The sequence below is a fragment of the Micromonospora sp. NPDC049662 genome (assembly GCF_040675055.1).
In the GTDB taxonomy this organism is placed as follows: Bacteria; Actinomycetota; Actinomycetes; order Mycobacteriales; family Micromonosporaceae; genus Micromonospora.
The window spans coordinates 45,174-67,505 of sequence record NZ_JBFAOC010000019.1 but is presented as its reverse complement, the minus strand read 5'-3'; the positions used below and the strand labels follow the sequence as shown (position 1 = coordinate 67,505).

The window sequence follows — 22,332 nt, the reverse complement described above, 5'->3', positions numbered from 1 at the left end:
CCGTGACCGCCGGGCCCCTCCGGGTCACGGTGCGCAAGGGCCCGCGAGTCGCGTCGCCGTGCTGCCACGACGGCGGCGGGCGCACGGCGGCCTGAGCAACCCCGCCCGCCGCAGACGCATCGACGCCTATCCGACCGAGCATCCGGGCGAACAGGGGATGACCCGCAACACCCGTCGGTGGTCGGCTGTCGGGGTGCCGGCGTCCGCCGGCGGTCTCTACCACAGCAGCGGGGAAGGAACGTTCGTGCGCAGAATCAGCCTGGCGGTGCTGACGATGGCCGCCCTCGTCCTGACGGCGGCCTCACCGGCCACTGCGGCGACACCGAACGCCAGCATCAGGATCGACCACCGCACCAGCGAGATTTACCTGTACGACGGAAGTCCCGACGGCACCGGGCCGGCGTTCCCGGCCGCCACCGCCCGGGGAGAGGTGCGCAACTGCCCGACCGGCGTGTACTTCCTGTCGGCGTCGCTGACCCAGGACGGCCTGCCGACCTTCTGGGCCACCGGCGGCCTCGGCGCCGGCGAGATCGTCTGTGACGGCGGCACCGCCAGCATCTCGATGGGCTTCTACCGGGCCGACCCGGTACTGCATCCGGGTCGGGCCACCGTGCGCTTCGAACTGCACGACGCGTACGTCGGAACGACCCTGACCGAGACGACCCGGACCGTCCGGATCCCCCGCTGACGCTCGGACGGCGCGAGGCCCGTCCCCGGATCGGGGGCGGGCCTCGCATCGGCTGCTCATCCGGCGGACGCCGGGTCGGGCCTCAGACCTCCAGCAGCTCGGTCTCCTTGTGCTTGACCAGGTCGTCGATGTTGGCGACGTAGCGCTGCGTCAGGTCGTCCAGTTCCTTCTCGGCGCGGCGACCGTCGTCCTCGCCGGCCTCGCCGTCCTTGACGATCCGGTCCAGCTCCTCCTTGCCACGGCGGCGGACGTTGCGGATCGCCACCTTGGCCTCCTCGCCCTTGTGCCGGGCCACCTTGATCATGTCGCGGCGGCGCTCCTCGGTCATCTGCGGGAGCAGGATGCGCAGCTGGTTGCCCTCGTTGTTCGGGTTCACCCCGAGGTCCGAGTCGCGGATCGCCTTCTCCATCGCGTTGATCTGCGAGTTGTCGTACGGCTTGATGATGGCCATCCGCGGCTCGGGAACCGCGATGGACGCCATCTGGGTCAGCGGCGTGGGCGTGCCGTAGTAGTCGATGATGACCTTGGAGAACATGGCGGCGTTGGCGCGACCGGTGCGGATGGCGCCGAACTCCTCCTTGGCGTGCTCGACAGCACGCTCCATCTTTTCCTCGGCCTCGAGGAGGGTGTCGTCGATCACCGGTCTCCTCGCCTCCTTCTGTGCTCGTCGTGGGCTCTGCTGAAAGTCGTCAGGCTCAAGCGGTGATCAGGGTGCCGATCTTGTCGCCACCCACCGCGCGGATGATGGTGTCGTCACCCTGCGCGCCGAAGACCAGCATCGGCAGGCCGTTCTCCATGCAGAGGCTGAACGCGGCCGCGTCGGCCACCCGCAGGTTGCGGCGCAGCACCTCGGAGAAGGTGATCGAATCGAGCTTGCTGGCGGTCGGGTCGATCCGCGGGTCGGCCGTGTAGACGCCGTCCACGCCGTTCTTGCTCATGAGCACCACGTCGGCGCGGATCTCCAGCGCCCGCTGGGCGGCCACGGTGTCGGTCGAGAAGTACGGCATGCCGGCGCCCGCGCCGAAGATGACCACGCGGCCCTTCTCCAGGTGCCGGATCGCCCGCAACGGGATGTACGGCTCGGCGACCTGGGCCATCGTGATGGCGCTCTGCACCCGCGTCTCGATGCCCTCCTTCTCCAGGAAGTCCTGCAACGCGAGGCAGTTCATCACGGTGCCGAGCATGCCCATGTAGTCGGCGCGAGCGCGGTCCATCCCGCGCTTCTGCAGCTCCGCGCCGCGGAAGAAGTTGCCCCCTCCGACCACCACCGATACCTGCACGCCGCGGCGGACCACGGTGGCGATCTGGCGGGCGATGGCCTGCACGACGTCCGGGTCGACGCCGATCGCGCCCCCGCCGAACACCTCACCGGAGAGCTTCAGCACCACCCGGCGGGCCCGTCCGGGCGGCGGTGCCGTCGGATCGTCCATCGCCAGCGTCCGGTCACTCACAACCTGCGTCATCCGCCCCGCCTTCCCCACGCGCACGCCCCGGGCGACGCGTTACCGCGAACCTGCCGCTGCCGACCCTATGTGACGAGGAGGCCGCGGTGCCTGTCACGTACACCGGCGGCCTCCTCGTTCGACGTCTCCTGCCCACGGGCGCGCGTGGCGCCCGGTGGCGGCTCAGGCCTGGCCGACCTCGAACCGCACGAAGCGGGTCACCTCGATGCCGGCCTCGGCCAGCACCTGCTTCACCGACTTCTTGTTGTCGGCCACCGACGCCTGCTCGACGAGGACGTAGTCCTTGAAGAAGGCGTTCACCCGGCCCTCGACGATCTTCGGCAGGGCCGCCTCGGGCTTGTTCTCCTCGCGGGCGGTCTGCTCGGCGATGCGCCGCTCGGACTCGACGACGTCGGCCGGAACCTCGTCACGGCTGAGGTACTTCGGCCGCATGGCCGCGATCTGCATCGCGACGCCGCGGGCGTCAGCGTCGCCCGCCTCATCGCTCTTGCCGGTGTACGACACCAGCACGCCGACGGCCGGCGGCAGGTCCTGGGCCTTGCGGTGCAGGTAGACCGCGGTGGTGCCCTCGACCGTGGCGAACCGGTTGAGCACCAGCTTCTCGCCGATCTTGGCGGACTGCTCCTGGATCAGGTCCGCGACGACCTTGCCGTCCAGCTCGGAGGCGAGCAGCTCCTCGGCGTTGGTCACGCCGGAACGCTCGCCGTGCTCGACCAGCTGCTGGGCCAGCGCGATGAACGACTCGGTCTTGGCGACGAAGTCGGTCTCGCAGTTGAGCTCGAGCAGGGCCTTGCCGGAGTGGGCGACCAGACCGTTGGCGGCCGTACGGCCAGCCCGCTTGCCGACGTCCTTCGCGCCCTTGACGCGCAGGATCTCGACGGCCTTGTCGAAGTCGCCCTCGGCCTCGGTCAGCGCCTTCTTGCTGTCCATCATGCCGGCGCCGGTGAGGTCGCGGAGCTTCTTGACGTCCGCGGCGGTGATTTGGGACATGGCTCTCTCTTCGGTGTTGAGTCGGCGTGTGGATGGTCAGAGGTGCCGGTTACCCGGAATCGGGCCGAACGTGCCCGTCGTACCGTCGCCGCCCGCCGTCCGCGAAAACGGACGGCAGGGCGGCGACGATGCGATCACTCCGCGGCGGCGGCCGCCGGCTGCTCGGTGGCGGCCTGCGCCGGCTGCTCGGCGGCGGCCGGCTGCTCGGTGGCGGCGGGCTGCTCGGCGGCGGCAGCGGCCGGCTGCTCGGCCGGGGCGGCCGACTCGTCAGCCTTCTTCGGCTCGAGCAGCTCGCGCTCCCACTCGGTCAGCGGCTCGTCGCTCGCGACACCCTCGGGCTTCTCGTCGTTGCCCCGGCGACGGCCGGAACGCGCGATCAGACCGTCCGCGACGGCGGCGGCGACGACCTTGGTCAGCAGCTCGGCCGAGCGAATGGCGTCGTCGTTGCCCGGGATCGGGAAGTCGACCTCGTCCGGGTCGCAGTTGGTGTCGAGGACGGCGATCACCGGGATGCCCAGCTTGCGGGCCTCGTCGACGGCGATGTGCTCCTTCTTGGTGTCGACGATCCAGACCGCGGCCGGCAGCTTCTGCATGTCCCGCAGACCACCCAGCGTGCGGGTGAGCTTGATCTTCTCGCGGGAGAGCTGCAGGGTCTCCTTCTTGGTGTAACCGGCGGCGGTGCCGCTCAGGTCACCAAGGGCCTCCAGCTCCTTCATCCGCTGGAGCCGCTTGTACACCGTCTGGAAGTTGGTCAGCATGCCACCGAGCCAGCGGTGGTTGACGTACGGCTGACCGACCCGGGTCGCCTGCTCGGCGATGGCCTCCTGGGCCTGCTTCTTGGTACCGACGAAGAGGATGCTGCCACCCTCCGCGACGGTCCCACGCACGAACTCGTACGCCTTCTCGATGTAGTCGAGAGTCTGGCGCAGGTCGATGATGTAGATGCCGTTGCGCTCGGTCATGATGAAGCGCTTCATCTTCGGGTTCCAGCGCCGGGTCTGGTGCCCGAAGTGGACACCGCTCTCCAGCAGCTGACGCATGGTCACGACGGCCATGGTGTGGGTACTCCTCAAGATCCCTGGTTGTCACGCCCGGCCGGTGGCCGGGCGTCCTGGCGCCTGGTCGCCGGCCCATGGTGGACCCGACCAAGATCGGGACCAGGGAGGCCGTCGCTACACGACGATTCGTGAAGAGGGCGCGCGAGGTCGACCGCGCGAGGCGGTCGCCAGTTGGCCAGTGTACGCCCCTCCCCGGTTTCGGCGTGCCGGGGTGCCGCGCCGCCGGACAAGATCGCGCTAGTTCCGGGAAATAGTGGCCTCCGCGTCACCAGAGGCCACTATTTCCTGGTTGTTGCGTGGATCATCGGCCGCGCCGGGCCGACGGCGGATCGGCCGCGCCGGGCGGACGGCGGACCGGCCGCGCCGGGCGGACGGCGGCGGCGGGTCAGCCGGCGGCGAGCGCCGCGGCGACGAAGAGCACCAGGCCGACGGTCAGGTACGCCGTGGGAGGGCGCAGCCAACCCCGGCCGCTGTCGGAGAGCGCGAGTCCGCCCGTCCTGAGCCCGTACAGCCCGGTTGCGAAGATCGGCAGCCCGGCGACCAGGCAGATACCCACCACGACGTTGCCCGCGTCCACCGGGTCGCCCGTCACACCGGCCAGCAACACCCGCAGCGCGGGGATCTCGAAGATCAACGTCAGCAGGGCGAAGAGGGCCGCCAACGCCGGCCGGCGGGTCCGGTAGACCCCGTCCGGGGCTGGGGGGTACGCCGGCGCGTCTCCCCCGCCCAGGTCGGGGCGGGGGCCGATCCCCGGCATCGGGCCGGTCGGCATATCCAACGGATGCGGGTGCTCCCCGCTGCCGCCCCGGGTCGGCTCGACGATCGGGTAGCCGGCGAGCGGGGCGGGCCGGCTCTGCTCGGCCAGCGGGACGGGCTGGCTCTGCTCCCCGGGCAGGCCGGGGCCACCGAGCAGCGCGACCGCCGGCCCGACGTCCGCGGTGGGGGCCGGGCCGACGTTGCTGCCGGTCACCAGCCCGGCGTCCCGGGCGCTGGCCATTCCGGCGTCCCGGGCGGTGTCCGGCGTCGTCATGGTCAGTGGCTCTCGGGCGGCCCGGCGGCCGGGCAGCTCACCAGAGATCTCCGAGGGGTCCCGATCCGCCCTGCGTGAGCGGGTCGGCCGGTAGCCGTCCGCGTCCGTGCGGACGTCACCCAGCGGATCGGGGACACGCCCGAAATCTGCCCCGCCGACCCCCAACCGCCCCGGCTGCGCGTCGACGACACCGAACCGCCCGGAGTCCGGTTCCGGGGCACCCCCGAAGCGGACCGCGTCCACCGCGCCGAAACGACCCGAGTCCGGTTCTGACGCGCCGCCCAGGCGGGTCGGGTCGGGCTCGCGGCGTCGGCCGACTCCGGTGTCCTCGACGGAGCGGGCGTCCTCGACGCCGCGCTGCTCGGGGATCTCGCCGTCGCGGTATCGCGGTTCACCCGCGCCGCGCCACTCGGGCTCGCCGTACCCGCGCCCCCGCTCGTCGGGGTACCAGCGCGACTCCTGATCTTCCGGAAAGCTCCGTCGTCCGTCCACGTCAGGCACCGTATGCGACGGGCCAGGCCCGCGCCATTTGGCCCCGGCCGGGTTGATCGACACCAATTGGCGCCGTAGCACAGCAGGGGCTTGATCGTCCGGTCGTCCACAGAGCGACCGTCATCCACAGGCGGGCGCTCTCGGGGTCGCGGCCCTCGTGCCCCGAGGGGCACCGTCGCGGCCATGACGAAGCGGAACCAGGCGGTCGGCGCGTACGGCGAGCGGTGCGCCGCCCGGCACCTGAGCGAGGCGGGACTACGCCCGATCGTCCGGAACTGGCGCTGCCCGGAAGGCGAGATCGACATCATCGCCTGGGACGGGCCGGTGCTCGCGTTCTGCGAGGTGAAGACGCGTCGGGGCGACGCGTTCGGCTCACCGGCCGAGGCGGTCGTACCCGCCAAGGCCCGCCGCCTGCGCGGTCTCGCCGCACGCTGGCTCGCCGAGACCGGCACGAGCGCCGACGAGGTGCGGTTCGACGTGGTGTCGGTACGTCTGCCCGACACCGGTCCCGCGCGGATCGACCACCTCAAGGGCGCGTTCTGAGATGCGCCGACGAACGGGGGACGCGTCATGAGCTACGCGAAGGTGCTCTGCGTGGGGTTGGTCGGCGTCACCGGCCACCTGGTCGAGGTTGAGGCGGACCTCGCCGCCGGCCTGCCGGCGGTGGTGATCTCCGGCCTGCCGGACACCGCCCTGCACGAGGCCCGCGACCGGGTCCGGGCCGCCGTCGTCAACTCCGGTCAACGGTGGCCCAACCGGCGCATCACGCTGAACCTGCTGCCCGCGACGCTGCCGAAGTTCGGCTCGGCATTCGACCTGGCCATCGCCGCCGCGCTGCTGGGCGGCTCCGGCGAGCTGCCACTGCTGCCACTGGAGAACGTGGTGATCCTCGGCGAGCTGGGCCTGGACGGGACGGTCCGGCCGGTACGCGGCGTGCTGCCGATGGTCGTCGCGGCGGCACGGGCGGGTATCCAGCGCGTGATCGTGCCGACCGACAACGCCGCCGAGGCCGCCGTCATCCCCGGCGTCCGGGTACGGGCGGTGGACACGCTGCACCGGCTGGTCACCTTCGTCCGTGACGGCAGCCCGCTGATCGAGCCACCGACGGACACCCCGGCGCCGATCACCGGCGGCCCCGACCTCGCCGAGGTCGCCGGACAGCAGATGGGCCGGCGCGCGTTGGAGGTCGCCGCGGCGGGCGGGCACCACCTCGCGTTGCTGGGCCCGCCGGGGGCCGGCAAGACCATGCTGGCCGAGCGGCTGCCGTCGCTCCTGCCGGAGCTGGACGACGACGCGGCGCTGGAGGTGACCGCCCTGCACTCGGTCGCCGGGCTGCTGCCACCGGGTGGTCGGCTCCTGCGTCGTCCGCCGTTCCAGGCGCCGCACCACACGGCGACCGTCCCTTCGCTCGTCGGCGGCGGTTCCGGGCTGGCCCGCCCCGGCGCGGTGTCGCTCGCCCACCGCGGGGTGCTCTTCCTCGACGAGGCCCCCGAGTTCAGCAAGGGCGCGTTGGAGGCGCTGCGCCAGCCGCTGGAGCACGGCCGCATCCAGCTCAGCCGCAGCGGTGGCGGCACCGAGTACCCGGCCCGGACGCAGCTGGTGCTGGCCGCCAACCCGTGCCCGTGCGCCAAACCGTCCGGCGACGCGTACTGCGAGTGCACGCCGGTGGCCCGCCGCCGCTACCTGGGCCGGCTGTCGGGGCCGCTGCTCGACCGGATCGACGTGCAGGTGCGGCTGATGCCCGTACGGGCGGCGGAGCTGATGGCGTCCGGAGGTGACGTCGAGTCCTCGGCCACCGTCGCCGCCCGGGTCGCGGCGGCACGCGGCGCGGCGGCCACCCGTTGGGCCGGCCTCGGACGGCGACTCAACGCCGAGGTGGACGGCCCGTTCCTGCGCCGCCCGCCCTGGCGACTACCGGCGCTGGTCACCGCCGAACTGCGCGCCCGGCTCGACTCCGGCTCGCTCTCGGCGCGCGGCTTCGACCGGGTGATCCGGATGGCCTGGACCATCGCGGACCTGGACGGACGGGATCGGCCCGACCGTGAGGACGTCCGAGAGGCGACCCAGCTACGGACAGGAGAGACGGCATGAGCGCCGACGAGCAGAGCAGGCTGGCCCGGGTGGCGCTGACCTGGCTGGCCGAGCCCGGCACCCGCGTGGTGCACGCGCTGGTCGAGCAGCTGGGGCCGGTGGCGACGCTGGATCTGCTGCTCGACGGCGGCAGCCCCGACCGGCGGCTGGCCTCCGCCGTGACCGCCCGGATGTCGACCGGCGACGCCCGCGCGGCGGCGGACGAGGCCCTGGACCGGGCGGATCGACTCGGCGCGCGTCTGGTCACCCCGGACGACGACGAGTGGCCGGCCCGGGTCGCTGATCTCGGCACGCTGCGGCTCCCCGACCTGACCCGTCGCGTGGACGTGGAGACCGCCCCACCGCTGTGCTTCTGGGTACGCGGCGCGTGGCCGCTCGGTGAGGCGTTGGAGCGCTCGGTGGCCGTGGTCGGCGCGCGGGCGGCCACGGCCTACGGCCAGCACGTGGCCACCGACCTCGGGTACGGGCTGGCCGAGCGGGACTGGACGGTCGTCTCCGGTGGCGCGTTCGGGATCGATGCCGCCGCCCACCGGGGCGCCCTCAACGCCGAGGGCCGCACCGTGGCGGTGCTGGCCTGCGGGGTGGACCGGCCGTACCCGATGGGCAACACCGCCCTCTTCGACCGGATCGCCGACACCGGGCTGCTGGTCAGCGAGTGGCCGCCGGGCGCCGAGCCACTGCGGCCCCGGTTCCTGATCCGCAACCGGGTGATCGCTGGCGGCACGCTGGGCACCGTCGTGGTGGAGGCGTCGGCGCGCAGCGGAGCGACGCAGACCGCCCGGCGGGCCATCTACACCGGTCGGGTGGCCATGGTGGTACCCGGGCCGGTGACCTCGGCGATGTCCGTCGGCGCGCACGAGTTGCTGCGCGAGAACGAAAAGGCCCGACTGGTCACCGGTGTCGCACACGTGCTCGATGAGGTGGGCCGGATCGGCGCGGACCTGGCCCCGCTGGCCCGCGGCCCGCAGCGGCCGACCGACGACCTGGACGACGACGCCCGGTCGGTGCTGGAGGCGTTGCCCCGCCGGGGCGCACGGGGGGTGGACAAGCTCGCCGCCCGCGCCGGTCTGGACGTGCGTACCGCGCTACGCAAACTGTCCCTGCTCGAAGAACTGTCCATGGTGGTACGACGTGACGACGGCTACGCCCTCGCCCCGGTCGACAAACCCAAGGGTCCGGCCGACCGCCGGTAGACGCGGACGCCGACGTGGCCGGCGGAGCACAACCCTCGGCCGTACGCTGGTGCCGTGCCTGCTGCCAGCGAAGGTGCGCGTGCCGCCCGGCGGACCGCATCGGTGACGCCGCGAGAGGCGCGGCGGCCGTGAGCCGGTCCGCCCGGGGCACCCGGGCCACTCATCAGAACCTGCCACCGCCGCTGCGGGACGCGGTCGACGACTTCGCCAGGCACCTTTCCCAGGTTCGCAACCGGTCGGCGCACACCGTCCGCGCGTACGTCACCGACGTGGTCGCGCTGCTCGACCACGCGGTGCGGATGGGTTGCCGCGACCTGGGCGAGGTCGACCTGTCGGTCCTGCGGAGCTGGTTGGCCCGGCAGCGGACCACCGGCGCCGCCCGTACGTCGCTGGCGCGCAGAGCCGCCTCGGCACGGGCGTTCAGCGCGTGGGCACACCGCGCCGGGTTGCTCGCCGCCGACGTGGGGGCCGCGCTGGCCAGCCCTCGCGCGCACCGGGAGCTGCCCGGCGTCCTGCGCGCCGACCAGGCCACCGCGCTGCTGGAGGCGCCGACCCGGCACCCGGCAACCGCACCCGGCACGCCCACGACAGGATCGCCCGCAAACGGCACGCCCGCGACGGGGTCCGCCCCCGGCGGGGAGCCCACGACGGACGGAGCCACCGACGCGGCGGTGGCGCTGCGCGACAGGGCGCTGCTGGAACTGCTCTACGCCACCGGCGTACGGGTCAGCGAGGCGTGCGGGCTGGACGTCGAGGACGTCGACCACGCCCGGCGCGTGATCCGGGTGTTCGGCAAGGGCCGCCGCGAGCGGTCGGTGCCGTACGGCGTGCCGGCGCAGCGGGCGCTCGACGAGTGGCTGCGGCGGGGCCGCCCCGCGCTGGTCGCCCCGCACTCGGGCGACGCGCTGCTACTCGGGGCCCGCGGCGGTCGGCTCAACCCGACCACGGCGCGTCAGATCGTCGGCGGGTACGCCGAGGCCGCCGGCCTGCCCCGGACGAGCCCGCACGGGCTGCGCCACTCCGCCGCCACCCACCTGCTGGAGGGCGGCGCGGACCTGCGCGCCGTGCAGGAACTGCTCGGGCATTCGTCGCTGGCCAGCACGCAGATCTACACCCACGTGTCGGTAGAGCGGTTGCGCGCCGCCTACCGCCAGGCGCACCCCCGCGCCTGATCACTGGCGGGCCGGTCGGACCACCCGACGGTTACGATCATCCGGTGAGCGTCCCGCAGCCTCCCGAGCCGATTCCGGGCGCCCGCCTGCTGTTCTCCCTGGACCCGGCGGTCAGCCACCTCAACCACGGCTCGTTCGGCGCGGTGCCGATCGGCGTGCAGCGCGCCCAGCAGCGACTGCGCGACGAGATGGAGGCCAACCCGCTGCGCTTCTTCACCCAGGGGCTCGTCGATCGGCTCGCGCACACCCGGCGGCACCTCGCCGGGTTCCTCGGCGCGGACCCGCAGGGCAGCGCGCTGATCGGCAACACCACCACCGGCGTCGCCGTGGTGCTCCAGTCGATGGGCCTGCGACCCGGCGACGAGATCGTCAGCACCGACCACGGGTACGGGGCGGTGAGTCTGGCCATCGGGCGGGAGTGCCGCCGCACCGGCGCGGTCAGCCGGGTGCTGCCGATTCCGCTGGACGCCGGCGACGAGCAGATCGTGCAGACCATCCGGGCCGGCCTGCGCCCGGGACGGACCCGGCTGCTCGTCGTCGACCAGCTCACCTCGGCCACCGCAAAGCTCTTCCCGACGGCCGCCATCGTGGCGGTGGCCCACGAGAACGGTGTGCCGGTCCTGGTGGATGCCGCGCACGCCCCCGGGATGCTCGCCATCACGGTCGCCAGCATCGGCGCCGACTTCTGGGCGGGCAACCTGCACAAGTGGGGGTACGCGCCGCGCGGCACCGCCCTGCTGGCGGTCGCCCCGCAGTGGCGCGAGCGGATCGAGCCGCTGGTGGTTTCGTGGGAGCAGGAGTCCGGCTTCCCGGCCCGGGTCGAATGGCAGGCCACCCTCGACTACACCTCGTGGTTGGCTGCCCCCGCCGGGCTGTTCACGCTGCGCAGCCTCGGTGTCGACCGGGTACGGGAACACAACGCCGCGCTCGCCGCGTACGGCCAGCGGGTGGTGGGGGACGCTCTGGGGGTGCCCCCCGCCCAACTGCCCGACCCCGGCGGACCGGGGGTGTCGCTGCGTCTCATCCCGCTGCCGGCCGGGACGGGCACCACGATCGACGCGGCGCGGGCGTTGCAGACGCGCATCGGCGAGCGGCTCGCCGCCGAGGTGGCGGTGATGAGCTGGAACGGCCGTGGGTGGCTGCGACTCACCGGCCAGGTCTACAACGCCGCCGACGAGTACGAGCGGCTGGCCACCCGGTTGCCGGCGCTGCTCGCCCAGCGCTGACCCCGCGCACCGGGTCGAGCGGGAGGAGCCGCACCGGGCCGAGGCCGAGCAGGGCGAGCGGGTCCAGGTACTCCGCACCTCGGCGCAGGCCCCAGTGCAGGCACGCGTCGGCCGGGCAACCGGGGTGGCCGGGCAGCAGTTCGCCCAGCGGCGCTCCTGCGGCGACCGCCTGACCGGGGCGTACCCCGGGTCGCACGGGCTCGTGGGTGGTTCGCAGCCCTCCGGCATGCCCCACGGTGACCACCGGTCGGCCGGCCACCAGACCGACGAAGAGGACGGTGCCCGGCCCGGCGCTGCGGACCACGGTTTGAGCCGAGGCGGCCAGGTCGACGCCCCGGTGGCCGGACAGCCACGGCTCAGGTGGCGGGTCGAAGCGGCGCACCAGTCGCGGTGGCCCGTCGAGCGGCCAGCGGAAGCGCTCGGTGGGAGCGGGAGGCTCGAACGCGATCGGCACGGTCGGCGTCGGTGGCAGACCGGGCACCGACGCGACAAGTACCGCAAAACCGCAGAGCTGCACGATCAGAGCGAGGGGGAACGCCGCGCAGAGCAGCACGGTACGGAGGTTCGAGCCGAGACGGGTGGCGGATGGCGATCGCATGCCGGCAGCCTCGGCCCGGGGCCGGGTCGTCCGCCAGCCCGGCCAGCGAAGCTGTGGACAACAGACGGCCCTGTGGACGACCACCCGGAGGCGCCGATGATCTGCTATGCCGCGCTGGGGAGCTGCTGTGCGTGCCGGGCTCGCCGAGGCGTCGGGTAGGCCCTTTCACCTACCCGACATCCTCGGACGAGCCCGGGTCAGCTCACCACCACTGTTCGTTGGAACCGGTTTCGTAGTCGTACTCCTCGACGTGGTCCCACTCCACCCCGGTCAGCCTCTGATAGGCGTTCGAGGGGACGTCGAGGATCGAATCCGCGTGCGCGGCCTCGACGGTGGTGAAGCGGGTGAACGCCGCCGGATCGGCCAACACGGCATCGAATGCCGCGGGCCCCGCCACCACCACCGCGCAGCGCGCGTACAGGAAGCCGTCCTCAGTCAGTTGATCAGCGCCCGGTGGGACCGCCTGAGCGAGCACCCGACGGTCCAACTGATAGAGCTTGAAGGCGAGCGTCTCAGCAAAATCGATGATCCGCTCCACCGGCTCGTCCGACAGCATGGAGGTCAACCGCTCGTACGGCCGGTCGTCCTGGACTTCGGGCTGGCCGCCGAGCACCGCCACGAGCCGCCAGAATTCCTCGTCTGCAAGCATCGAAATCCTCAACCAATCGTCGACCAGGTCGAACTAGTGCCAGTTCTTGTTTCCGTCAGGGCGTTTTCCGAAGATCCGGAAGAAGCCTCTGATCAGTCGTGTTTCTATAGCCTTTGCCCGCCGCTTACCCGGGATGCCGCGCCGCAGGTACTTAGCGGTGTACTTGTCATTCGGATTCTTGCGGTTGAGCTTCCTGAGCTGTTTCGGAAGCCGGTCACCCTTTCCTTCGCCGTACCTGTACACCTCGCCGTTCTTGTCGATTCGGTAGACGTAGTGGGGGCAGGAACAGTCGAGTGAGTTGCCGTGTTTACCGCACGCGCTGACGTTGTGCGCCAACACGTCGACACCGTCGACCCGGACAGCGTACGTGTGCACATCCCCGACGTTGAGGTTGTACACGGTCTGTGCCGGCACCCAGCCACGGTCCACAACAGAGGCCACCTGCACCGTCGTTCCGTTGGCGGCGCGTAGCCGATCGCCGGCCCGCACCTTCTCGGCGAACGTCCAGCCCACGCCCTCCACCCACAGCGGGTGCTCAGCCGTAGCCTCCAGCGCCCCGCCCTGACCCTCGTCGAGGTCGATGTCGATCAGGTGCTTCGCGCCAACGCCGTCGATCACGGCGAGGACGGGCTTGGCCTCGGCCACGCCAGTCGTGGGATCGACCGCCATGACCCAGTCGCCCAGTTGAACGTCCGAGATGGGCAGCGATGACCCGTCCGCCATCAACACCTGGGTCTGCGGCGTGAAGGAGTTACAGCGACTTCGATGCCTGCCCTTGTACAACCGTCGTGCCCGGCTGGCCTTGCGGGCCTTCTGGGCGGCCCTCGCGGCACCGACGGCGAAGCGGGCTCCGCGGACCGCCGCGCCCGCCCCCACGGTCGCGGCCAGCGCGCCGCCGATGGCCCAGGCAGCCTCCCGCCAGTTGCCGGTGGCGGCGTACGAGACCGCGGAGACCACCCCGGCGATGGTGCCGATCGGCCCCGGGATCATCGACGCGTAGGACGCGACCTTGGCGACCTTGGACAGGCCCTTCTTGATGCTGCCCCAGCCGAACTTGCCGTCCAGGTCGGTGCAGTTGACCGGGTCCCCGGCGCAGTAGTCGTAGGCGGTGGCGTTTCCGCCGTCGACCGGGTCGACCTGGAGGAACCGCCCGATCCCCGGCGAGTAGAGGCGGACACCCATGAGGATGACGTCGCCCACCGCGTCGCCGGAGCGCTGCTTGCCGCCGAGCCAGCCGTACCGCTGGTCGGCCTGCCCCGCCACCGGCACACCGAACTCGTCGTAGTCGAGGAACTCGGGCTCCAGCAACGCCGTGTCGATCGTGGCGGCCACGTCGCCGTGCAGGTTCAACAGCTGCAGCCGGACGTCTCCCGCGTCGGAGGTGGTGGCTGCCAGGTCACCGTCGGGGCCGGACACGTTGCGGGTGTAGCTGCCCAGCGTGGTGTCCTCGATGATCCAGCGGGGCTCGTCGGAGTCGTCGCCGTAGTGGTTCAGCTTGGAGGTGGCGTTGACCCAGTTGCCGTCGACCATGGTCTCGGTGGTGAACGCCCGGAACCGGTGCGCGGGGTCCAACGTCCAGCTCTGGCGGGAGTCCCCGAGTTGCTGCCGTTGCACCAGATCGTTCGCGAAGTACGCGTTCGTCAGGCCGTCCGGCATGGTGGTGGTCCGCCCGAAGGCGTCGTAGACGTAGCCGGCGTCGGTGAGCCGGTCGGCGGTGTCGTAGCTGTGCGTGCCGGACACCGGGGTGCCGGTCTCGTCACACGTACCGTCGGCTGCCGGCGCGTACCGCGAGTTCCCGGTCCGGTTGGTCCGGTCGTCGTAGGTGTAGGTGCGGGTGACGCAGCCGTCGGTGATGGCGCTGTCGTGCTGGGCACGTGTCAGTCGGCCCAGCCGGTCGTAGCGGTAGGCCTTACTGCCACCGGTGTAGGTGTGGTTCACCCACTGACCGGCGGTGTTCTCCTGGACCGACTCGGAGTAGATGACCTCGTTGTCGGAGTCGCGGGTGTAGGTCCGCTCCACCGGCTGGAGGTTCGCGTCGAGCCGGTCGGTCCGGGTCAGCCCGCCCGGGTACTTCAGCTCGGTGAGTTGGCCGTCCGGGGAGTACTTCGCCGAGAACGTGCCGGCGACGCTGTCGGTGACGCTGGTCAGCAGGCCGCGGGGCTCCGCCGCACGGTCGTAGGCGAAGGTCGAGTACCCGGTGGGGTCGGAGACCTTCACCGACTTGCCGAACCTGTCGAACTCGTTGGTCGTCGTGCCGCCGTCGGCGTCGGTGTAGGACGCCAGCCGGCCGAGCAGGTCGTACTCGCGGGTGACCGTCGAGGTGCCCATCGTGGTGACGGTGACGTCGCCGGACGTCGGGCTGTAGGCGGTGGTCACCGCCGGCACCGGTGCGCCCTCGTCGGAGCTGACCTGCGTGCTGGTCACGCGGGTGGCCGCGTCGTACTGGGTGGTGGTCGTGCGGGTCTTGCCGTTCGACGTCTCGGACACCACGGCCTCGTCGCCGTACCGGGTGTAGGAGTTGATCCTCCGCACCGGCAGGTTGGTGGTCATCCGAGCCGGATCGTGCCCGGTGACGGCTCCGACCGCCCGGGTGACGCAGGGCTCGCCGGCCCACTCGGGCCGGTTGCCGCACGCGCCGTCCTGAGCGTTGGCCCCGGTCGAGTAGTAGATGACCTCGGTAGCCATCGCGTCCGAGCCGGTGGAGCCGATGCCCCAGGACTTGAGCACCTGACCGCTGGCGTTGCGGACCACGTACGCGGTCAGGTTCTGCCCGCCCGCTCCGGCGTCCGCGATCACCTTCGTCGGGGACTTCAACGTCCAGCCGGACACGCCGCCGTACTCCGCGTCGTAAGCGTTCTTCGACACCCGCACGTCGGCGTCCGGATAGCCGACGATCTGCGCGCCTTCACTCTCCGTGGTCACCAGGTGGTAGGTGGCCCCGTCGGGCTTGCCCTCGTCGTACTTGTTGACGGCGTGCGACCGTCCGATCACCGTCGCGCCGGCCGGGATCGCCTCCAGCGGGCCGGTGCCGTCCGGATCGGCGAGGGGGTTCTCCAGTACCACCGTCGAGGTGGGCCCGACGGATTCGAGGAGGTCGACACCGTCGGTGCTGTACGTGTTGATGGTGGAGAGCGCCAGCGCTCTGCTGGCGGTGTCCGAGCCGGCCAGGCCCAACTCGTCGAGGTAGCGAGCGGAGCCCTGGAACGTGCCGAGGGCCAGTTCCCGGTCGGTGGCCTCCAGGCTGCGGACCACGTTGCCGAACCTGTCGTACTCGGCGGTGTCGAGGTGGCCACCCGGACTGGCCGTGTTGACCTCCTGTCCCCCGGCGTTGAGGTAGTGCACGGTGGCGTACGGGTAGCCGTTGCTACCCGGGCTGGCCGGGGTGGCGGCGTTGCGGCCGGGGTTGTCCTCGGGGCCGAACACGGCGGTCGCGTCGGTGGGCAGGTCGACCTGGCCCCACGTGGAGATGGCCGCCGAGTTCAGGTCGTACGGACCGCCGAGGGACCTGGCCAACGGCACGTTGTAGACGACGTTCGTGGCGACCTCACCGTCGGTGGCGGTCTTGGAGCCCTGCTGGAGCGCGGCCCGGCGGACCTTCAGCAGCCGTCCGGTGTTCTCGTCGCCGGAGAGGCGGGTGACCTGCTGGTCGGTGAGCGCCTTCCCGTAGACGCGGACGTCGTCGACTTCGCCGTCCCAGATGTTCGAGGCGGCACCGGCCCACTTGGCCCGGCCGATCACGTAGGCGCCGCCGGCGTTCCAGCCGCCGGTGGCCGCGGTGGTGCTCTGCAACACGCCGTTGACGTAGAGCTTCATCTTGGCGCTGGCGGTGTCGTAGACGCCGGTCAGGTGGGTCCACTTGCCCGCCACGGCGGTGCTGTTCGCGATGGCCCGAACCGGGGTCGCGCTGTCGCTGTCCGAGGTCACCCGCGAGAACGCGAACTTGTCCTCGGCGGCGACGTAGTTCAGGAACAGGCCGCTGGTCCGGGAGCCGTCCTTGGACACCGCGGTGCGGTTGACCGACTTGTCCTTGATCCGCACCCAGGCGGAGACGGTGTAGGAGGCGGTGTTGGACAGGGCCGTGCCGGCGACGCTGATCTGCTGGCCGGTGCCGCCGGTGAACACCGAGGCCCGGTCGGCCGGGTTGTCCGGGTCGTTGCCCTGCCCCCAGGAGACACCGCTGGCCATGGTGCCGTTGCGGCCGCTGCCGGAGGAGTCGGCGACGGCGGTGCCCGAGCCGGCGTCGAGGTCCCAGCGCAGTGCCGCGGAGTCGACGTCCGGGTTGCCGTAGTCGAAGTTCCACGGCAGCTCGCCGGACGGGGTGACCTTGGTGACCCGGCCGCCGCCGTACTCGTAGGTGGTCTTCAGCGCCGGGGTGGCCCGGGGGTCCCACACCTCACGGAGTTGGCCGAGGTCGTCGTACGCGTATCGGGTGACCTGGGTGGCGGTCGTCGCCGAGGTGTCCGGGTCCCAGGCCCAGAGCTTCACTCCGGAGACCCGGTCGGTGTAGTCGCCGAACACCGTCTGGCTCAGTCCGGATGAGGTGGTGGTGGCGTACTCGTACTCCAGGACCTCGCAGCCCCGCGCCGGTACGGCGGTGGTGCAGTGGTTGGTGTCGTCGACGCCCGGCTCGGCCGGGTTGATCACCTTCTTGAGCAGCAATCGGCTGCCGGTCGTGTCATAGATGTAGCGGGAGGTGGTGTCGGACTCCGGCGTCCAGGACGACGTGGCCGCCCAGACCCCACCCTGCGAGGTGAACTCGGTGACGGTGCCGTCCAACTCCGACAGCCGGTAGGCGGTGGTACCGACCTTGGTCAGCACCATCCCCTCGGAGCCCGGCTCCGGTGTGAAGGTCACGCCGTCGGTGTTCTTGGCGAAGGTGATCCAGCCGCCACCGATGCCGTTGACCCTGGCCAATGACGGTTCGGGCAGCGTCACGGTGCTGTACTCGATGTCCGCTGCGCCGCCGGTCGCGCCGCCGGTCCAGGCCGGGCCGAATGGGGCGATGATCTCGGTGAACGACAGGTTGTCCCAGTAGACCTTGCGGCCGGAGCCGCCCTGCATGCCGTTGTAGAGCCGGAAGAACGCCTCGGACGCGCCGGCCGGGACGGTCATGTCGAGCGACAGCTCCTGCCAGCCGTCGGTGTAGGCGGCCATCGCCGAGGAGGTCTCGGTGTAGGTGCTGCCGGTCTTGGTGAGGCCGACGATCCGCAGGCCACGCTGGGCGTAGGCCGGCACCAGCCCGGTCGCGCCCGGCACGAAGATCCACCCGGTCATCCGGTACGTCCGGCCGGCGGCCATGTTCAGCCGCATCGCCCCACCGTCGCCACCGACCGCCACGTAGGTGTCGTTACTCGTGGTGGTGACCGGGGTGATCTCCAACGAGTCGGCCGGGCTGGTCTCGCCCTGGCCACGTGCGGTGGAACGCGCCGCCGACGAGGTGGACGGCACGGTGAAGCCGGTCAGGTCGGTGGAGATCTGCTGCTGGTTGGCGGTCAACCGCTGCGCCATCGGCTGGTAGCCGGCGGCCCCGTCCCGCGACGACGTGGCCCGGGCGACCGAGAGTCCCAGTTCGTCAGCGTCCGTCGAGGAGATGGAGTAGTCGCCGGTGAGGAGGTTGACTGAACCGGCGCCGATCTCGTCGTCGGCGGCGCCGTCGCCGCTCGAGTCGACGGAGACCCGCACCCAGGGGATGGTGTACGCCGGCGTCGTGCCGGTTGCGGTGTAGAGATGGGCTCGCACCTCGACGACACCACCGGTCAGGCCGAGAGTGTCGGTGGCGTTCCAGATCGCGTATCCGCCGAGCGCCGACAGGCCGACAGGGCTGGCGGAGGTCGCGGTGATCGGCGCCCCGGTGGCGGAGGTCAGGTTCGCCGAGGGCACCGGCAGGATCGCACCGCCCGGACCCCGGCGATATTCGAAGTACGTCCGGGTGTAGCCGGAGACCGGGGTGGTGATCCGCAACTTGGTCCGCTTGACGATCGTCGCGCCCGGCAGCGGTTCGGCCAGCGCGGCGTTACCCGCGTCGAAGACGTATTGGTTGAGGTCGGAGAGGTTGCCGGCCGAGTCCTTGGCCTGCACGGACAGGGTGCGGTGCCCGTCGCGTGGGCTGAGCGTGACCGACTTCGCCCCGGTCGCGGCCACCGTGGTCGCGGCCGTGTCGTAGTCGAACTTGTAGACGAAGGCGGCGAGGTCGGTGCTACCCGAGGCGGGGGTGAAGGTGAAGGTGTCCGCCTGGCCCGCGCCGCCGTGCGGCTGGGCGTCGTTGAGGTAGATCGTCGCCGCCACGAAGGGAACACCGGGCTTCGTGGTGTCCACGGTCAGCGGGGTCCACGCCGTCGCCGTGCCGTAGGCGTACGGATCCTTGGCCCGGACCTGCCACTCGTACTGGACGCCGTTGACCAGGTCGACCGGCACCTGCCAGGAGGCGGTGGAGCCGTTGGTCCAGGCGGGACTGCCCGATCGCAGGCCGGACGACGAGACGACGGCCTGGGTGGTCTTGTTCCGCACCACGAACTCGGCCTGCAGGGTCTGCCCGGCGTTGGCGTCGGTCAGCTTCGCCGACAGGGTGGGCCGCAGCGAGGAAGTCTGGGCGCCGGATCCGCAGGCGGTGTAGCAGGGCGCGGCGGCCAGTGCCGACGGCACCGACGGCGCGCTGTTGTAGGTGATGGAGACCAGCGGCGGGTGGGTGCCCTCGGCCGAGTCGAAGCGCTTCCAGCCGGAGGTCGAGGTCTCGGATGTGGCCCGCAGCATCACGCTCGCGCTGGACGCGCTGGTGTCCGCCGCGTACTGCAGCGCCCCGCCGACCTCGACGTAGACGTAGCCGTCGCCGCAGGACGAACTGTAACCGCGGGTCTCGGTGGAGGTGCCCACCTTCGCCCGCGCGGTCGGCTGGGCCGTCCACCGCACCGACGAGTCGACCAGGTCGGTGCGCCAGGCCTCCCAGGACGCCGCCGTGCACGACCAGGAGTGGTAGTTCCACAGTCGCAGCTTCGCCGAGATCACCCGGCTGCCGGCGAAACCGCTGGTGTTGAAGCGGAGGTAGGAGCGGGCGGTGAACGAGCCACCGTCGTTCGAGTAGCCCAGCTTCAGGTCCGCCGAGCCGGACTGGTCGCTGGAGTAGGTGTTCTGCACGAAGGCGTCGAACGACGGCGACAGCGAGGTCGGTGGGTCGATCGTCACCGGGAAGGTCAGGTCCGGCCGTGCCAGGAACGTCGCGTCCGGCGTCAGCTCCATGACGGTACGACCCTTGCCGGCCGCGACGGCGCGCAACGCGACCCGGGCGTGGTTGAGGCGCTCGCCGGACTGCGGGGCCACCTCGGCGTCCCACATCAACGGCGTCTGGGCCCGGCCCACCTGCCGACCGCGCCGGTCCTTCAGCAGCAGTCCCCCCATGCCGTCGGTGGCGGCGGTGAGCTGGCCGGTACGCAGCGGCACCGACAGCTTGCGCACCTGCGCGAGCGCGGCCCGGTCCTTGACCACGAAGTGCTGCTCGTAGCCCGTGGCGTGCGCGTGGAACACCAGGTCGACACCCGGTCGTACGTCGGGGTAGGTGATCGTGCGTCCGTCGAGCACCGGCTCGGGCAGCGCGCCGGACCAGGCCAGCCCTGCCTGGTCCGCGCCCTCACCGATCTTCACCACCTCGTGCTCGCCGGTACCCGGTGTGGCGCCCGCGAACGTCAGCGCGAGGGGATGCGCGATCGGCGCCACCGAGCCGTCCGACCGGCGCTGCAGGGTGAGGTCGACCGGCACCCACTGGTCGCCCCGGCGCACCCGCACCGGGGCGAGTGCCTGCTCCTCGGTCAGGGTGCCGTCCGGGTTGGCGAAGACCTGGGTCGTCTCGGTCCGGCGGTTCTTCACCTCGACCCGGGAAGCGCAGAGCTTGGCCGCGATCGCCGCCGACACCTCGTCGGCACGGTCGTCGGGACACTTCGGCTTCGGTGCGGGTGTCGGTGCCGCCGCGGCGGCGGCCGGCGGCGCCGGGCGGGTGGGCACGTCCGCCATCGTGGCCACCAGGGCCAGGATCAAGAAGATCGACAGGCGACGAACCCACGCCGCGCAGCCCTCCCCGGCCAACGTGATGAACACGCGTGACTGTCGGTGCATCGGCACGACACCCTCCCCCGCTCCTGGCTCTCTGTGAGCGAGCGGAGCGTACGAAGGCGGTTAACAGCTTTCAATGTCTTGACGCCAGGTCGGATCATGGATATTCGCTCGCCGATAACGCTCCTAAAAGGACGTTAAGCCGCAGTCTGGGAATCCCAGGCAACGCAACACGCAAGAAGGATGTTGCGCAGGTCGACGGCGGCCGGGCGGACCGAACCCGGCGCTTGAGATCGGCGCATGCACGACAGCCGTCGATCGGCAAGCCCCACCGTCGATGATGTTTGTCACTGGCCCGGCGAATCCGCCGCTGAGCCACCCGCTCCCCGGAGGGGTGATCCGTCCTCCGGCGCAGGCGGAAGGCCTAGGCTGGGCCGCGTACGGCGGGTGCCGCCGTCTGTACCGGGGAGGCCGGCATGACCACTCTTGACGATCGGACGACGTCCCGCGCGGGCGGCGCCGAAGGTTCCGGCCCGACGGTGGCGGACGTGAGCGGCCCGTCCCGGCTCGCCGAGCCGGACGAGGCGATCAGCGCCGACGAGTTGCAGTTGGCGGCCCGCAACCACGGTCTGCCGCTGGAGGCGCTGCGCTACGACGTCACCCCCGCCGGGCTGCACTACCTGCTGGTCCACTACGACATCCCGGAGGTGGACCCGGCGACGCACTCGCTCACCGTCGGCGGGGCGGTCGAGCGGCCGTTGACCGTCGGTCTGTCCGAGCTGCGCGAGCGGCCCCGGGTCACCCACCGGGTCACCCTGGAGTGCGCCGGCAACGGACGGGCCCTGCTGCACCCCCGGCCGGTGAGCCAGCCGTGGCTGGTCGAGGCGGTCGGCAACGCCGAGTGGACGGGTACGCCGCTGGCGCCCCTGCTGCGCGAGGCGGGCCTCGGCCCGGACGCCGTGGACGTCGTCTTCACCGGCGCCGATCACGGCGTCGAGCGGGGGGTCGAGCAGGACTACCAGCGGGCGCTGCCGGTGGCCGACGCGCTGCGCGAGGAGGTGCTGCTGGCGTACGAGATGAACGGCGCTCCCCTGCTGCCGCAGCACGGCGCTCCGCTACGGCTGATCGTGCCGGGCTGGTACGGCATGGCACACGTCAAGTGGCTGCACTCGATCGAGGTGCGGACCACGCCGTTCGACGGCTACCAGAACGCGGTGGCCTACCGGCTGCGCCGTGACGCGGACGATCCGGGCGAGCCGGTGACCCGGATCGAGCCGCGTGCCCTGGTGCGCCCACCGGGCTTTCCCGACTTCATGACGCGCCGCCGGGTGCTGCCGGCGGGACCGTGCACGGTGGACGGTCGGGCCTGGTCGGGGCACGCGCCGGTGGTGGCGGTGGAGGTGAGCGTCGACGGTGGGGCGAGCTGGGCGCAGGCCGAGCTGGACCCGGCGACGGGCGGGGAGTTCGCCTGGCGACGGTGGCGGTACGAGTGGACGGCGACGCCGGGCCGGTACGTGCTCAGCGCACGGGCGACCGACGCGTCCGGGCGGACCCAGCCGGTCGAGCAGCCGTGGAATCGTGGTGGCTTCGCCAACAACCTGGTGCAGCGCGTCGAGGTCGTGGTGCCCGCCGAGTGACCGCC

The 22,332-nt window shown here is 71.8% G+C and carries 14 protein-coding genes and 1 pseudogene; 7 read left to right on the top strand and 8 right to left on the bottom strand.

Annotation, left to right across the window (positions count from 1 at the left end; all coding sequences use genetic code 11):
- The first annotated feature begins 244 nt into the window (after positions 1–244).
- On the top strand, positions 245–688 hold the full coding sequence (locus AB0J36_RS16810; protein WP_357122247.1) for a hypothetical protein: 444 nt from the start codon (positions 245–247) through the stop codon (positions 686–688).
- A gap of 82 nt (positions 689–770) precedes the next feature.
- On the opposite strand, the gene frr is transcribed toward AB0J36_RS16810, so the two are convergent.
- The 5 genes and pseudogenes from frr to AB0J36_RS16785 all read right to left on the bottom strand — a co-directional run bounded on the left by frr (position 771) and on the right by AB0J36_RS16785 (position 5,758).
- Entirely contained in the window at positions 771–1,328 is a 558-nt protein-coding gene (gene frr / locus AB0J36_RS16805; RefSeq protein WP_204943784.1) for a ribosome recycling factor, read from the bottom strand.
- Between the two features lie 55 nt (positions 1,329–1,383).
- Positions 1,384–2,151 (bottom strand): UMP kinase, encoded by a 768-nt coding sequence (gene pyrH, locus AB0J36_RS16800; protein ID WP_110562390.1) that lies wholly within the window; start codon positions 2,149–2,151, stop codon positions 1,384–1,386.
- A 162-nt stretch (positions 2,152–2,313) separates the two neighbouring features.
- A complete protein-coding gene (gene tsf / locus AB0J36_RS16795; RefSeq protein ID WP_357122243.1) occupies positions 2,314–3,141 on the bottom strand; it encodes a translation elongation factor Ts in 828 nt (275 codons plus the stop codon).
- 134 nt (positions 3,142–3,275) lie between these two features.
- Positions 3,276–4,196 (bottom strand): 30S ribosomal protein S2, encoded by a 921-nt coding sequence (rpsB, locus tag AB0J36_RS16790; protein ID WP_357122240.1) that lies wholly within the window; start codon positions 4,194–4,196, stop codon positions 3,276–3,278.
- Positions 4,197–4,584: 388 nt separating this feature from the next.
- A pseudogene (locus tag AB0J36_RS16785) lies at positions 4,585–5,758 on the bottom strand (hypothetical protein).
- Positions 5,759–5,904: 146 nt separating this feature from the next.
- Between AB0J36_RS16785 and AB0J36_RS16780 the strand changes: the two are divergent.
- The 5 genes from AB0J36_RS16780 (at position 5,905) to AB0J36_RS16760 (ending at position 11,403) form a co-directional block, all read left to right on the top strand.
- Positions 5,905–6,264, top strand: a complete 360-nt coding sequence (locus tag AB0J36_RS16780) for a YraN family protein (RefSeq protein WP_363660833.1) — start codon at positions 5,905–5,907, stop codon at positions 6,262–6,264.
- Positions 6,265–6,291: 27 nt separating this feature from the next.
- Positions 6,292–7,812, top strand: coding sequence for a YifB family Mg chelatase-like AAA ATPase (locus tag AB0J36_RS16775; RefSeq protein WP_357173308.1), 1,521 nt, complete (start codon positions 6,292–6,294; stop codon positions 7,810–7,812).
- Entirely contained in the window at positions 7,809–9,005 is a 1,197-nt protein-coding gene (gene dprA / locus AB0J36_RS16770; protein ID WP_363660832.1) for a DNA-processing protein DprA, read from the top strand. The genes AB0J36_RS16775 and dprA overlap by 4 nt, the downstream gene beginning before the upstream one ends.
- A gap of 128 nt (positions 9,006–9,133) precedes the next feature.
- Entirely contained in the window at positions 9,134–10,177 is a 1,044-nt protein-coding gene (locus AB0J36_RS16765) for a tyrosine recombinase XerC (RefSeq protein WP_357393029.1), read from the top strand.
- A gap of 44 nt (positions 10,178–10,221) precedes the next feature.
- Positions 10,222–11,403 (top strand): aminotransferase class V-fold PLP-dependent enzyme, encoded by a 1,182-nt coding sequence (locus tag AB0J36_RS16760; RefSeq protein ID WP_357393027.1) that lies wholly within the window; start codon positions 10,222–10,224, stop codon positions 11,401–11,403.
- Here the strand turns inward: AB0J36_RS16760 and AB0J36_RS16755 are convergent.
- The 3 genes from AB0J36_RS16755 to AB0J36_RS16745 all read right to left on the bottom strand — a co-directional run bounded on the left by AB0J36_RS16755 (position 11,324) and on the right by AB0J36_RS16745 (position 20,753).
- On the bottom strand, positions 11,324–12,001 hold the full coding sequence (locus AB0J36_RS16755) for a M23 family metallopeptidase (RefSeq protein ID WP_363660831.1): 678 nt from the start codon (positions 11,999–12,001) through the stop codon (positions 11,324–11,326). The genes AB0J36_RS16760 and AB0J36_RS16755 overlap by 80 nt on opposite strands.
- A 202-nt stretch (positions 12,002–12,203) precedes the next feature.
- Positions 12,204–12,650: a DUF4240 domain-containing protein gene (locus AB0J36_RS16750; protein WP_363660830.1), complete on the bottom strand. Its 447-nt coding sequence runs from the start codon at positions 12,648–12,650 to the stop codon at positions 12,204–12,206.
- A gap of 33 nt (positions 12,651–12,683) precedes the next feature.
- Positions 12,684–20,753: a LamG-like jellyroll fold domain-containing protein gene (locus tag AB0J36_RS16745; RefSeq protein ID WP_363660842.1), complete on the bottom strand. Its 8,070-nt coding sequence runs from the start codon at positions 20,751–20,753 to the stop codon at positions 12,684–12,686.
- Between the two features lie 413 nt (positions 20,754–21,166).
- On the opposite strand from AB0J36_RS16745, the gene AB0J36_RS16740 reads away from it, so the two are divergent.
- Positions 21,167–22,327 carry a sulfite oxidase gene (locus AB0J36_RS16740; protein ID WP_357173291.1) on the top strand — a complete coding sequence of 387 codons (1,161 nt, stop codon included), beginning with the start codon at positions 21,167–21,169 and terminating at the stop codon, positions 22,325–22,327.
- Positions 22,328–22,332 lie beyond the last annotated feature (5 nt).

Coding starts and splice junctions, on each gene's coding strand:
- AB0J36_RS16780 (WP_363660833.1), top strand. CDS start 5,905: ATGACGAAGCGGAACCAGGCGGTCGGCGCGTACGGCGAGCGGTGCGCC.
- AB0J36_RS16740 (WP_357173291.1), top strand. CDS start 21,167: ATGACCACTCTTGACGATCGGACGACGTCCCGCGCGGGCGGCGCCGAA.
- AB0J36_RS16750 (WP_363660830.1), bottom strand. CDS start 12,650: ATGCTTGCAGACGAGGAATTCTGGCGGCTCGTGGCGGTGCTCGGCGGC.
- dprA (WP_363660832.1), top strand. CDS start 7,809: ATGAGCGCCGACGAGCAGAGCAGGCTGGCCCGGGTGGCGCTGACCTGG.
- AB0J36_RS16755 (WP_363660831.1), bottom strand. CDS start 12,001: ATGCGATCGCCATCCGCCACCCGTCTCGGCTCGAACCTCCGTACCGTG.
- pyrH (WP_110562390.1), bottom strand. CDS start 2,151: ATGACGCAGGTTGTGAGTGACCGGACGCTGGCGATGGACGATCCGACG.
- rpsB (WP_357122240.1), bottom strand. CDS start 4,196: ATGGCCGTCGTGACCATGCGTCAGCTGCTGGAGAGCGGTGTCCACTTC.
- AB0J36_RS16775 (WP_357173308.1), top strand. CDS start 6,292: ATGAGCTACGCGAAGGTGCTCTGCGTGGGGTTGGTCGGCGTCACCGGC.
- AB0J36_RS16745 (WP_363660842.1), bottom strand. CDS start 20,753: ATGCACCGACAGTCACGCGTGTTCATCACGTTGGCCGGGGAGGGCTGC.
- tsf (WP_357122243.1), bottom strand. CDS start 3,141: ATGTCCCAAATCACCGCCGCGGACGTCAAGAAGCTCCGCGACCTCACC.